This window comes from Novacetimonas hansenii, from assembly GCF_014843995.1.
In the GTDB taxonomy this organism is placed as follows: Bacteria; Pseudomonadota; Alphaproteobacteria; order Acetobacterales; family Acetobacteraceae; genus Novacetimonas; species Novacetimonas hansenii.
This window is the reverse complement of the sequence record NZ_CP062147.1, coordinates 3,287,644-3,300,475: the sequence shown is the minus strand read 5'-3', so window position 1 is coordinate 3,300,475 and position 12,832 is coordinate 3,287,644. Positions and strand designations below refer to the sequence as shown.

The 12,832-nt window shown below is 60.5% G+C and carries 9 protein-coding genes and 5 pseudogenes; 7 read left to right on the top strand and 7 right to left on the bottom strand.

Annotation, left to right across the window (positions count from 1 at the left end):
* Positions 1 to 27: 27 nt before the first annotated feature.
* The 3 genes and pseudogenes from IFJ82_RS14440 (at position 28) to IFJ82_RS14425 (ending at position 1,969) form a co-directional block, all read left to right on the top strand.
* Positions 28 to 468 (top strand): hypothetical protein, encoded by a 441-nt coding sequence (locus tag IFJ82_RS14440; RefSeq protein WP_192265001.1) that lies wholly within the window; start codon positions 28 to 30, stop codon positions 466 to 468.
* Positions 455 to 1,258, top strand: a pseudogene (locus tag IFJ82_RS14435) (DUF7146 domain-containing protein); the annotation flags it as partial. The gene IFJ82_RS14440 and the pseudogene IFJ82_RS14435, both read left to right, overlap by 14 nt.
* Positions 1,259 to 1,645: 387 nt before the next feature.
* Complete coding sequence (locus IFJ82_RS14425) at positions 1,646 to 1,969, top strand: DUF736 domain-containing protein (protein WP_046899456.1); 324 nt, start codon at positions 1,646 to 1,648, stop codon at positions 1,967 to 1,969.
* Positions 1,970 to 2,162: 193 nt separating this feature from the next.
* Here the strand turns inward: IFJ82_RS14425 and IFJ82_RS14420 are convergent.
* The 3 genes and pseudogenes from IFJ82_RS14420 to IFJ82_RS14410 all read right to left on the bottom strand — a co-directional run.
* A pseudogene (locus tag IFJ82_RS14420) lies at positions 2,163 to 2,396 on the bottom strand (transposase zinc-binding domain-containing protein); the annotation flags it as partial.
* Positions 2,397 to 2,422: 26 nt separating this feature from the next.
* Positions 2,423 to 3,334 carry a tyrosine-type recombinase/integrase gene (locus tag IFJ82_RS14415; RefSeq protein WP_192264999.1) on the bottom strand — a complete coding sequence of 304 codons (912 nt, stop codon included), beginning with the start codon at positions 3,332 to 3,334 and terminating at the stop codon, positions 2,423 to 2,425.
* Between the two features lie 42 nt (positions 3,335 to 3,376).
* Positions 3,377 to 3,631, bottom strand: a complete 255-nt coding sequence (locus tag IFJ82_RS14410) for a hypothetical protein (RefSeq protein ID WP_192264997.1) — start codon at positions 3,629 to 3,631, stop codon at positions 3,377 to 3,379.
* 25 nt (positions 3,632 to 3,656) lie between these two features.
* On the opposite strand from IFJ82_RS14410, the gene IFJ82_RS14405 reads away from it, so the two are divergent.
* A complete protein-coding gene (locus tag IFJ82_RS14405; protein ID WP_192264995.1) occupies positions 3,657 to 4,769 on the top strand; it encodes a Fic family protein in 1,113 nt (370 codons plus the stop codon).
* 50 nt (positions 4,770 to 4,819) lie between these two features.
* Here IFJ82_RS14405 and IFJ82_RS14400 read toward each other — a convergent pair whose 3' ends face one another.
* The 3 genes from IFJ82_RS14400 to IFJ82_RS14390 form a co-directional block, all read right to left on the bottom strand.
* Positions 4,820 to 5,986, bottom strand: coding sequence for a site-specific integrase (locus IFJ82_RS14400; RefSeq protein WP_192264993.1), 1,167 nt, complete (start codon positions 5,984 to 5,986; stop codon positions 4,820 to 4,822).
* Between the two features lie 176 nt (positions 5,987 to 6,162).
* Positions 6,163 to 7,896 carry a recombinase family protein gene (locus IFJ82_RS14395; protein WP_048859142.1) on the bottom strand — a complete coding sequence of 578 codons (1,734 nt, stop codon included), beginning with the start codon at positions 7,894 to 7,896 and terminating at the stop codon, positions 6,163 to 6,165.
* 12 nt (positions 7,897 to 7,908) lie between these two features.
* Complete coding sequence (locus IFJ82_RS14390; protein WP_192264991.1) at positions 7,909 to 8,103, bottom strand: hypothetical protein; 195 nt, start codon at positions 8,101 to 8,103, stop codon at positions 7,909 to 7,911.
* A 393-nt stretch (positions 8,104 to 8,496) separates the two neighbouring features.
* Here IFJ82_RS14390 and IFJ82_RS14385 point away from each other — a divergent pair.
* A pseudogene (locus tag IFJ82_RS14385) lies at positions 8,497 to 10,140 on the top strand (ParB/RepB/Spo0J family partition protein); the annotation flags it as partial.
* A pseudogene (locus IFJ82_RS14380) lies at positions 10,131 to 10,478 on the top strand (phosphate-starvation-inducible PsiE family protein); the annotation flags it as partial. The pseudogenes IFJ82_RS14385 and IFJ82_RS14380, both read left to right, overlap by 10 nt.
* 465 nt (positions 10,479 to 10,943) lie before the next feature.
* Here the strand turns inward: IFJ82_RS14380 and IFJ82_RS14375 are convergent.
* Positions 10,944 to 11,426, bottom strand: coding sequence for an Hsp20 family protein (locus IFJ82_RS14375; RefSeq protein ID WP_003618820.1), 483 nt, complete (start codon positions 11,424 to 11,426; stop codon positions 10,944 to 10,946).
* Between the two features lie 673 nt (positions 11,427 to 12,099).
* Here IFJ82_RS14375 and IFJ82_RS14370 point away from each other — a divergent pair.
* Positions 12,100 to 12,825 (top strand): annotated as a pseudogene (locus IFJ82_RS14370) (hypothetical protein).
* Positions 12,826 to 12,832 lie beyond the last annotated feature (7 nt).

Sequence of the window (12,832 nt, the reverse complement as noted above, 5' to 3'; positions counted from 1 at the left end):
GGCTTTTTCGTTGCGGGAGTTCTTCCGATGGCTGATTTCTTCACGCATTTTTCCTGTGTTCTCGACGTGGGTACGCTGGACAATGCCGCAGAGGCGCTCAATCTCTACAACGTGTTCATGGATGAGCTGGCGGCGGAAGAACCGCCCTCTGACGGGTTCCGGCTTTCCGTAGAACCGGAATATGGTGGCACCAAGCTCTGGATGCGCGATGACGTGACCGGTGACCCGCATCAGGTCGTGGAATTCGTGCTACGCTGCGCACGGGCATTCCGATTGCGGGGGCGATGGGGATTTCAATGGTCCAATACGGCCTCACGCCCCCGGATCGGCGCGTTCAGCGGCGGCGCGCATCTGCTTGACCTTGGCAGGCGCAGGACGATTTCATGGATAACCACCGATCGTTGGCTGGCGATTGCCCTGGATGGAGGCAATCCCGATACAGGAGGGCAGGGCGATGACCGGACATGATGCGGGCGATCTCGCCCGTCGTCTGGCGGAGAACGCAGAGGCGGTGTGCCGTCGATATCTGTCCGCCGGTCGCCGTCACGGCAATTACTGGCTGGTCGGCGACGTGCGCAACACGCCGGGGCGGTCGCTCTATGTCCGCCTGCATGGGGGACCGGATGGACGTGGCCGTGCGGGAAAATGGACGGATGGCGCGACAGGACAGCACGGCGATCTGCTCGACATCATCCGTAAAAGCCTCGGGCTGCTGGATTTTCGCGATGTCGCCGATGAGGCCCGGCGTTATCTCTGCCTGCCGCAATCCGAGCCACGATCGGCCCCTGATCACGACCATTCCCATGCGTTCAGCCACGATACTGCGGGGCAGGCATCTGGCACCGCTGACGCTGCCAGACGGCTCTGGGCCATATCCCGTCCGATTGCCGGGACACTGGCGGAAATCTGGCTGCGCCATCGTGACCTCACCCGCCTGACAGACCTGTCCTCGCTGCGTTTCCATCCTGACTGCTATTATCGCGCCGATGCTGATAGCCCGACCGAGACCTGGCCTGCCATGATCGCCGCCGTGACCGAGCTTGAAGGCCGCGTGACCGGGGTGCATCGCACCTGGCTGGCGCGCGATGGATGCGGCAGGGCGCCTGTCGAAATGCCGCGCCGGGCGATGGGCGACCTTCTCGGCCATGCAGTGCGCTTTGGCACGGTGTCCGACGTTCTGGCAGCAGGCGAGGGGATCGAGACGGTGCTCTCGCTCCGCGAAGTCATGCCCGATCTGCCACTGGCCGCCTGCCTGTCTGGCCGCGATCCGCGCCACCAGCATGGAAGACGGTCGCACCGGGCGAGCGCGATATCCTCCTGTTGTTGCACGTTCCCCACCTGTGTCGGACCGGTCATGCCGGCATCGTCTCTCCATGGGGCTGGCGGGTCCGCATACCATGGCCTCGGTCGGATGGCTGATCTAGCCGAAGACCGGCTGCGCCTCGATCGGCTGGCCGCAACGGCGTTCCAGAACTTTCTTCCCCTGACGGCTGCGCCGTCATTCCTCGCGAGACAAGAAAGTTCCGGCCCTGCCGTCCTCCGCTGCGCTGCGGCCCTGAAGGGTGCTCTGCCGCTCGCCTCCGGCTGGTCGATCGCCATCGAGGCCACGGTGGTCGCGGCCCGAGAAAAGCATGGAGATACGACAATGGCTAACATCGGTTCCTTCAAGAAGGTGGGCGAAGGCTTCGAAGGCGAAATCGTCACCCTGGCCCTGCAGGCCCGCAACGTTCGTCTGGTGGCGGAAACCAGCCGGGCCAACGACAACGCCCCCAATTACCGCGTCTACCTCGGACGGGTTGAGCTCGGCGCCGCATGGACCCGCCGCTCCAGCGAAGGCCGCACCTATCTGAGCCTGAAGCTGGACGATCCCTCCTTCGCCGCCCCGATCTTCGCCAACCTGTTCACCGACGAGGAAGGGGAAGGCTACTCCCTCATCTGGACCCGGCCCCGCAGCCGGAACGGGGAGTAAGCGCCCCGCCACCAACCCCGCCCGGTCTCCCCGGGCGGGGCCTTCCGGGCTTCTTTTCCCACGGGCTCTTTCCGGGCACGGGCGGCAGCGCTGGTCGCCCGACGTGGAAATACGAGGCTTTCCCTCAGCCTTCCCATTGTACCATGCGCGAGGGCGAACCGCGTCAAGGACGCGTGGTCCCCCCAATTTTGACCGACGCACCCTTCGGGCACGCCGAACAAAATCGGCTCCCCCAACTGTTATAGGCAATGCGCCAGTGTCCGCAGTCCCCGCAGGCCGCAACATGACCACCAAGGGCTGGGGTGCGACAGTGTTCGATCGCCGACATGACCTTGAGCTGCTGCAAGGGGAGACGGCCGATATGGGCTGCCCGCCAGGCAGGACCGGCAACCCGGAAGATGTCCCCCAGTGCGAGGGAGGCGGACATGACCGTACCCACCAAAGCTCGGGGGATCAGCCGTCGGGCCTTGCCTGCGCCGTCGTCAGCATGCCCAGCCTGTCGAGCGGACTGATGACGGCCCGCACGGTCCGTGTCGCAACCTTTGTATAAAGGGCCGTGGTCTCCAGACAGGAATGACCCAGCAGGACCTGAATCACGCGGATATCGACGCCATCCTCCAGCAGGTGCGTCGCAAAACTGTGCCGCAATGTATGGGGACCGACCCGTTTGCTGATCGACGCGGCATGGGCCGCGGTGACGACCACACGATGTAGTTGCCGGGTGCAGATGGGCCTCATCGCGTTCTGGCCGGGAAACAGCCAGCCCTGCGGATGCATCACGCCCTGCTGGCGGCCGAGTTTCCACCATTCCCGCAGCAGGGGCAGGAGGTCTGCCGGAAGCATGGCGTTGCGGTAACGACCCCCTTTGCCCCCCTCGACCCGCAGCAGCATGCGCGCGCTGTCGATATCGCTCACCTTGAGAGCGGCGACCTCGGCGACGCGCAGGCCCGCCCCATAGGCGACCGAGAGCGCCACCTGGTGCTTGAGGCAGGTGGTCGCATTGAGCAGGCGGGCAACCTCATCGCGGCTCAGCACGACGGGCAGGTTGCGGGGATGTCTGGTACGAACCAGCTTGCGCGCAAGATCAGGTCGGTCGAGCGTGTAGGTGAAGAAAAATCGCAGCGCCGACACGATACTGTTCATCGTCGGTATCGGCAGGCCGGCCTCGTGCTGCTCGATCTGGAACTGGCGGACCTCCTCGGCTGTTGCCGTATGGGGTGACCGGCCCAGATGGGTCGCAAAACGACCGACGTCACGGATATAATTGCGCTGCGTCTCGCGTGAGAACCCTCGCATTGTCATGTCGTCGATCAGGCGCTGGCGAAGAGGGCTGATCGCACCTACAGAAATAAGCTCCGTCATCATCTGGCTCCTTGTGTTGGACACAAGCCAGAGTGCGGCGGACCATCAGGCCAGCTTCAAATAAAACACCTCTCTCACGCCGTGGTGACAGGCCTCCACATCACACCAACCCCGCGCAGCGGGTTCGTTCATCCCCCCATTGCTGTCATTTTCCGTCGATGATCTGGTATTGCTGCCGGAATAAAAAGGCAGCAGGAGTTCCTCTGCCAAGCGCTCGGCCTGTGTGTGCGTTGAATAATGGACGTATTCGCCGCATATCATGCGGATATAGCCTTGCGGTCTGCGACGATTAAGCGCCATATTCTCCGCAAGGAGTGCCGGGAATATGACGCGATACATTCATCAGCATGGAGACTGGCCGGATTTCCGGTGGGACAAGGATCCCATCTCCCATGAACTGGCTGCGCTGCGTCATCGGCAGGGGCGGCTCCTGGGGCGCATGGAGAGTCTTGGTTTTGATTTCAGGTCGGAAGCAGTACTCCAGACCCTGACCGAGGACGTCATCAAGTCGAGCGAGATTGAGGGTGAAAACCTCGATCGCGAGCAGGTGCGCTCTTCCATTGCCCGGCGATTGGGGATGGATATTGGCGCGCTGGCGCCAGTGGATCGGGATGTCGAAGGCGTCGTGGAGATGATGTTGGACGCAACCCGGCATTACGCTGAGCCTTTGACCGAAGAAAGGCTGTTCGCCTGGCATGCGGCTTTGTTTCCGACTGGCAGGAACGGCATGGCACGCATTCTGGTGGGAGAGTGGCGTGATGATAGAACCGGCCCGATGCAGGTTGTGTCTGGCCCTGTCGGACGGGAGAAGGTCCATTATGAGGCGCCGACAGCCAGCAGGGTGCCCGCGGAGATGCAGGCCTTTCTCGACTGGTGCAATGCCGGGCAGGCACTGGACCCGGTGCTGAAGGCTGCCATTGCACATCTGTGGTTTGTCACCATTCATCCGTTTGAGGACGGAAACGGGCGCATGGCCCGGGCCATCGGCGACCTCATGCTGGCGCGTTCGGAACAGACAGACCAGCGCTTCTACAGCCTGTCAGCCCAGATCCGCCACGACCGGAAGGATTACTACGCAATCCTTGAGGCCACCCAGAAGGGCGATATGGACATCACGCTCTGGCTGCACTGGTTTCTGGGGGCTCTGGATCGCGCCTTTGACCGTGCTGAACTGGTCCTGGGAAAAGTCATCGAGAAGGCCCGCTTCTGGGATAGTCTGGCCAGTCAATCGATCAATGATCGGCAACGCCTCATGCTGAACCGTCTACTCGACGGGTTCGAGGGCAAGCTGACCTCATCTAAATGGGCGAAGCTGGCGAAGACGTCGCCGGACACAGCCCTGCGAGATATCAATGATCTCGTATCACGTGATATTCTGGTTCGGGAGGCTGCGGGAGGAAGAAGCACCAGCTATGCGCTGGTTTTTCCCGAGACGTAAAATGCGGATCGATGCTGAAGGACAGGCCGTTGATTGGGTATCATCGGCATTCAGGCCTGTGTCCTTGCATCGGTGAGCGCGGATGAAATGCGCTGGGCGACCTGATCCGTCGAGCGTTTGACATTTTCCCGCTTCAGATGGGCGTAGCGGGAGGTGGTCTTGATGTCGCTATGACCCAGCATCCGGCCGATCATTGTCAGGTCTGCTCCCATCTCCAGGGCATCGGATGCAAAGGAATGACGGAGATCGTGAAGCCTGACACCATCCAGTCCTGCTGCTTTACGGATACGACGCCACGGCTTTTGCAGGTCCGTGAGATATTCGCCCGCCTTGCGTCCGGTGATGACATAGGGATTGTCGGGCAGGCGAGGGGTGGCCTTCAGGACATCAACAGCCGCCGTGCCCAACTGGACAGTCTTCGCTCCGGTTTTGCTTTCCGGGAGCCGCAATTCCGCTTCATCCAGCCAGACATGCGCCCACTGGAGCGTCTGGATTTCCCGTAACCGGCAGCCCGTGAGCGCAAGCAGACGAATGGCCCGGGCCGCTTCGGGCATATCTTCGGCGGCCTCGTCGAGGCTGCTTCCCAAGCGCGCATACTCCTCTCTGGTGAGGAAACGCTCACGTCTTTCCTCCCGGTAGCGTTTGACGCCCTGGCATGGATTCACGCCGTCCTGGCGGATGCCCCACAGGTCGGCAAGGCTGAACATCTTTGACAGAACGCCCAGCGTCCGGTTGGCCTGATAGGGAATATGGCGGAAACTGCCATGGAATTCGACAACTTCCGCCCGCGAAAGGTCGGCCACCCGCCAGCTTCCGAATTTCGGGACGATGAACAGTTCCACCGAGCGCCTGTATTCCCCCCGTGTTCTGGGTTTCAGGTGGACATCGACATATTCGTCGAGGAAGCGCCTGGAAAAGCTTATGACGGTCATGGCCTTGCGGTCATCGGACCGTTTGTCCGCCGGGTTTTCCCCGGTATGGACCCGCGCGAGGATCCTGATGGCTTCGTCACGGGCGAGATCCGCTGTCCAGGGGCTGCCATGCTGGCCGATCGTATAGCGCCGCAGTCTCCCACCAGACCGGTAATGAATGACGTAGACCTTGCGGCCCGATGGCCAGACCCGGACGGCAAAGGCCGGGATGCTGTCATCCCACAGGAAGTAATCTTTTGCTTCGGGCGTCGCCGCCGTGACGGTTTTCTTGTTGAGCCGGGCCATTCTCGCCTCCGCCGCAGGAAACACATAGGAAACAGATGAGAGCGCAACCGAGCGTAGTCGGTGAACGAATGACGTATCCGGACGGGACTATTTTTCAAGGAAAAACAAAGGGTTTTCGTGGTCCGGCGCTATTCTGTCGGCGTGGGCGTTGGTCAGCGTAGGCTAAAAAATCTTTCTCATAACCTGAAGGCCGCAGGTTCAAATCCTGCCCCCGCAACCAACGACGCTTGCGAATGACCATTCGCCACATTTCGCCGTGATCGTAGTGTGCGGTTCCCCGCAACCAACGATACTTGCGATACGAACGCATCGAGAACGCCACTGTCCGGATGGACCGTGGCGTTTTTCTTGTGCGCCGCGAACTGCAGGATCGCCGCTAGGTCGCCGCGCAGGATGATCGTCAGTTCGCCGTCGGTCGGCTGGAGCGTGATCTGCGAGACCAGTGTGCGCAGGCGCTCGGCAGCCTCGGTCTTCGTCTCTTCGGCCTGAAGGCTCTCATAAAGAGACGTGATCCGCTGCTGGTAGATCTCCGCCATGTTCGGATGGAGAAGGGGAGGCGGCTCCTCGGTATTGGCGACTTTCTGTTCCAGTTCCTCCTTGCGGGCTTCGAGCGTCGTCATTTTTTTCATGACCCGCTTGGATGCCTCAATGTCATCTGAGGCAAGGATAAGATTCAGAAGCTTATCCAGTTCTCTGTCGATGCGGGGAATTTCATTCCGCATTGCTGCGAGATCGGCACCCAGTTCCATGCGCAGTCGGTTCACCTCGCGGGTGAACTCGTTGCAGAACTCCTTGAACAGGTCCGGTTCCATCAGATGCGTGCGCAGCCCGCTCAGCACTGATGCTTCGAGGGCGTCGCGACGGATGTTGAGCCGATTGTCGCAGGTGCCCTTGTTGCGTGCTGTCGAGCAGCCGAGCAGATCTTTTGAGATCATGCTGTAACCACCACCACACCAGCCGCAGCGGATCAGCCCGGCAAAGAGATGGCGGGGACGCCGTTGCGCGCTGAGGGCCTCGTTTCCCCGTGCCGGCTGGCTGAACGTCGTTTCGGCCTGGCGGGCCTTTACGGCATCCCACAGATCCTGTTCGACGATCCGTAATTCCGGCACCTCCTGGATCACCCATTCGGATTCAGGATTGAGGCGTGAGACGCGCTTGCCGCTATCCGGATCCTTCAGATAACGCAGCCGGTTCCAGACCAGGCGCCCGACATACATCTCGTTGTTGAGGATACCGGTGCCGCGTTCCCGATTGCCGTGAATGGTGGACGGTCCCCAATCACGTCCCTGCGGACCCGGAACGCCGTCCCGGTTCAATTCCATGGCGATCGTGCGGGACGACTTTCCCCGTGTGTAATCGGTGAAGATCCGTCTGACTGTGCGGGCCTCCTCCTCGTTGATGGTCCGGTCGCCCCGGATGCGCTCGCCTTTCGCATCGAACTGGCGCACGACATCATAGCCATAGGAATTGCCGCCGCCGGACTTGCCGTCCTCAATACGCCCGCGCAGCCCCCGCCGAACCTTCTCGGCCAGATCCTTGAGGAACAGGGCATTCATGGTGCCCTTGAGGCCGATATGCAGGTGGGTAACGTCGCCCTCGGAGAGGGTGATGATCCGCACGCCAGCGAACGTCATCCGTTTGAACAGGCCGGCGATATCTTCCTGGTCGCGCGACAGCCGGTCCATGGCTTCGGCCACGATGATCGTGAAGCGGCCGCGCGTAGCGTCCTGGATCAGTTCCTGAATACCTGGGCGGAGCAGGGAAGCACCGGAGATGGCACGGTCGGTGTAGCTGTCGATGATCGTCCAGCCCTGTTTCTCCGCATGAAGCCGGCAGAGGCGCAACTGATCCTCGATCGACGCATCGCGCTGGTTGTCGGATGAGTAGCGGGCGTAGAGCGCGACTTTCACAATCCCATCTCCTTAATCCTGGAGATCGCGTCGCCTCGCGGCCTCCACTTCAGCGTTGACGAAATCCCGTGCGGTCTGACGGGCCAGAAGCCGGACCAGACTGACCAGCCGAGGATCGGCTCCATTGCGTAATGGTGTCACGTTGGCCTCCGGGGCGTCGAGAACGAGCCGCACCTTGCCCGCTATCGTATCGCGTTGGCGTGCCATCTTCCCGTCCTTTCTGCATGGACCTGTGAGTGGTTCTGACAGCACTGTGGAGGTCGGACGGGATAGGCGTGAACAGAAAAATACGTGGAAACAGGGAGATGCGCCGTGCAGAGAGGGCTTGGGGATACGCGCGAACATTCGCGGCTATCATGGTCGGCACTATCACAAATCAGTGATTGAACGACTATAATGGTCGTATTTTATCGTGACGCGTGTCGACTCGCAGATCGACTGGAGCAGATGTAGCTTCCGTAAAGTCGTGTCCGTGCCATTCCGTGGATGCGGTTTGACCTCTCGTGGGGCCGGGAGAGAGGAAGAGGGACGTGGGGTTTTTCGTGACGGATTCAGGGGTGGGAGAGAGGCTTCCGCCCGTCCGTTACGGAGTGTCCTGCCATGGCGAGCGCCATCCAGAAAATCGCCCTCAATGCGTCCCGTGATATTCCTTTCAACAAGCTGGTGCTGTCGCAGTCCAATGTGCGGCGTGTGAAGTCCGGTCTGTCGATCGAGGAACTGGCCCGCGACATCGAACGCCGCGGCCTGCTGCAGAGCCTGAACGTCCGTCCCGTCCTGAATGGTGAGGGGGCGGAAACCGGTGCCTACGAGGTGCCTGCTGGAGGGCGCCGGTTCCGCGCCCTCGAACTGTTGGTGAAGCAGAAGAAACTGGCGAAAACCGCCCCGGTGCCTTGTGTCGTGCGTGAGGCAGGATCGGCCATTCTCGCCGAGGATGATTCCCTGGCCGAAAACGTCCAGCGCGTGGCCCTGCATCCGCTGGACCAGTTTCGGGCTTTCCGTGACATGCTGGAGAAGGGCATGTCCGAGGAAGAAATCGCGGCCGCGTTCTTCGTCGTGCCCACCGTGGTCAAACAGCGTCTGCGCCTGATGACCGTGTCCGACAAACTGCGCGAGATCTACGAGCAGGATGGCATGAAGCTCGACCAGCTCATGGCCTTTTCGATCAGCGATGACCACACCCGTCAGGAACAGGTCTGGGAGATTATTGCCCAGAGCCACAATCGCGAACCCTATCTGATCCGCCGCATGCTGACGGAGAAAACCGTGCGGGCGTCAGATCGCCGGGTGCGCTTTGTCGGGCTGGACGTCTATCTTGCCGCCGGCGGTCCCGTCATGCGTGACCTGTTCGAGGCAGACGACGGCGGCTGGCTGCAGGATCCGACCCTGCTCGATCAGTTGGTGATGGAAAAGCTGCAGGAGGCGGCCGAACAGGTCCGTGCCGAAGGCTGGAAATGGGTCGAGACGGCGCTATCCTTCCCCTGGGGGCACACACGGCACTTAGCGGAGATCGACGGTGTGCCAGTGGTGCTCTTGGAAGAAGAAGCCGCCCGCCTGACCGCGCTGCACAGCGAGCAGGAAACGATCGAGGCGGAATACGCGCAGGCCGATGAATTCCCCGAAGACGTTGATATCCGCCTGGGCGAGATCGAGCAGGCCATTGAGGCGCTGGAAGAACGCCCTGTGTCCTTCGATCCGGTGGACATGCAGCGAGCCGGCGTCTTTGTCAGTCTCGATACCGACGGCACGTTGCTGGTCGAACGGGGCTTCGTTCTGCCCGAGGATATGCCGGTGGAGCCCGAGGATGGTCACGATGAGTCCGAGGGATATGATGACACGGTCGTTCATCACGGCACGGGTGACGATGTCGAAGGAATTGGGATGGAAGATACCTTCGATACCGAGCCCGAAGAAGAAGACGGACTCAAGCCGCTTTCCGACCGCCTGCTGACCGAACTGACGGCCTGGCGCACGCTGGCCCTGCGCGATGCGTTTGCCGGCAATCCGCATATCGCGCTGACGGAACTGCTCCACACGCTGATGCGCGACCTGTACTGGCAGGTCTCGGGCGCGGACTGCCTGGAAGCCTATGTTCGGGAAATCTCCCTGCCGGTGCATTCCCCCGACATGCCGGGCAGCCTGCCGGCTCATGCGCTGCGCCAGCGCAACGAAGGTTGGAAGCACGATCTGCCGGAGGATGAGGACGCGTTGTGGCGCTGGATCGACGGACTGGATGACACCAGACGATCTTCCAGGCGATTTTTGGCGCGATCTTTACTGTTATCATCGCTCTTGAGTTCAAACACTCCCTGCTGGTCGTTCTTGCCCAGCATGAGAACGTCATCCGGGTGCGGACCATCGTCCTGATCGCCCTCCTGGCGATTGCCCGCAAATTCATCCTGCTGGATCTGCATGATGTGACTGCCATGGAACTGTTCGCTCTCTCGGCGGCTGTTCTGGCGCTGGGCATCGTCTACTGGCTGGTCCGCGAGCAGGATGCGCGTGTCGCGCGCGATGCCAGGGAACAGGCGCATCTCGAAGATAATCCTGCGGCCCGCTGTGAGCCTGAAGGGTCTTCATCCTGAAGAATCGAGGTAAAGGCGGTCTATAACGCCGCCTTTACTCAATCCCCACTACGTCCCGTGCGATGAGGACGTCTTCTCCGGCGTCTCTGGCCCTGACGGTGCCAGATGATCTGTGTCGATGGGCCGGAACGGCGGAATGGGTTGTCCGGGATAATAGACCGGCCCCTTGTAGTTCTGATCCAACTGGCTTGCGTTCAAGCTGTCGACCAGCATATCACCCGTGCCGTCTTCGTAATGAGTGCGAGCCCCAGTTTTGGGGATTGTGGACGTTCCCTCAGTCGCCCTCGCATCGAACGATGTTGCAGTCGTCCGGACAATATCACCAGCATGTGCGCCCGACTGGCTCAGTAGAGACAAGCCCAGAGCAGCGCACGACAGAGATATTTTCATCCTCTTCATGCTCATGACCTTTCGAGATTCTCCCCCGGCCGGATGAATGGCCGGGGGAGAGTTTTCGTCACGCCATCAGGCTGCCTCTTTCCGCGCCTCAATCTGGGGCACGGCTTCCTCCGCACGTGCTGTAGAGGACGTAATCGCGATACGACGCGGCTTCATCGCTTCGGGTATCTCACGTTTCAGAGTAATGGACAGAAGTCCGTTCTCGAAGTGCGCATCGGTGACTTTCATATGCTCGGCCAGATCGAAGCGGCGTTCGAATTCTCTGCCCGCAATACCCCGATGGAGATATTCGGCGGCGCTTTGCGGCTCCGGCGCCTTTCGTCCTGTCACGACAAGAGTATTGCGCTCCTGTGTGATCGTAAGGTCGGCCTCGGCAAGTCCGGCAACCGCCATGTCGATCCGGTAATCATCCTCACCGGTCTTGACGATATCGTAAGGCGGCCAGTTATCGACCGCTGGAATCCGGCTGGCGAGATCAAGGGCGTTGAGCATTCTGTCAAAGCCCACGCTCGAACGGAACAGGGGAGCAAAATCAACGGTGGCTCTCATAGCCATATCCTCCTTTGAGCAACATGGACACAAGATCAAAACTGATAGTTCTGTCTGCCGACCCCTTTGGCGGCCGGCAGATTCAATCTGGGCACTCCGTGCATGGTGTCAAGAGGTATCAAAAATGCAGAAAGGCAGGTTTGGGCGTCCTCAATCGTTCGCGTGTTCAGAGTGGACCAGAACAATGCCTGATAGCATCGGATGGAAGTTGCTAGCCGCGGCATTCGCCGCGACCATGCTGAGTGCCGCTCCGGCGGAGGTCTGGCCGTGGATTTATGCTGGACCACCAATTGTCGTTCCACCACCAGTCGTGGTCGCGCCGCTAGCTGTCAGTTGGGGTGGGCGGTCTCCTTCAGAAGGTTTATCAACCGCCGGTATGGCACATCAATGCCGCAAGGAGGCCTTCCACCCCATCTGACATGTCTTGTTCTATGATACGTTCTCAGAAGGGGCTGCTTTTATGCAGCCGAGCGGAGAATGCACTCGGGTGGGAGGAAACTCCATCAGCTCATGGTGATTGCGGACTGTCCGCTTAGGAGCTTGGCGAATGGGGGCTTGTATGTCCGGGATGAGGCGTAAGCCGACATTACGACGACGGAGACTGAGCTGAGATGAGCTCCACGTCACAAATCCAGATTGGCAACTCGCACCAGTCTGGTTCATTGTTTACCCGATGCGGCCATTCCATTCACCCAACGACGGCGACCTCCCCCTGTCGCATGCCCTCATACTGAAGGCCGCGCTGCTGACGATCGGCTATATCGAGGAACACGGCCCGATCGGCCTCACGCCCAGCAAGGCGCTGAAACGCTATTTTGTCGCATGAGCCGCCGAGGCATTTGACTGGCCCGGCTATACGGTTGAAGAGCTCTATGCCGTCAATAAAGTCCTCAATGAACATGATTTCCCGCCGCTGGTGATCCTGCATGAGGTTCTGCTCAGTGCGAAGCTCGCAAGGCATTTCAAGGGAACCCTGCGGCTGACCGACCTGGCGAGAAAGCTCAAATCGGAGCCAGCCCGGCTCTGGATGCTGTTGACGACTCATCTTCTCTTTGTCATCGACCACAGTCCATACACCCGAAGCGAAGAGCCACTGCTCGGCAACTGGGACATCTTTCTCAACGTCATTAATATCGAAGCTCAGGTTGCCGTCACCGAAGAGCGGCTGTGTTCGGTTCTCTACGGGGGCGAGGAAGATGATATCCGTCGCCGGGATTTCAAGCTGACCGCCAGTCTTTACGTCCATGTCCTGCGACCGCTGTGCTGGGCAGGACTGCTCAACGAGCACCGAACAGGCTCCGGCTTCAGCAGACCGGATTTCTATACCAAAACGCCTTTATGGCCAGTAGCCCTCAGCCTTGAAACGGACCGTCACCTGCAACCGGTGACCCATCACTAACGACTGC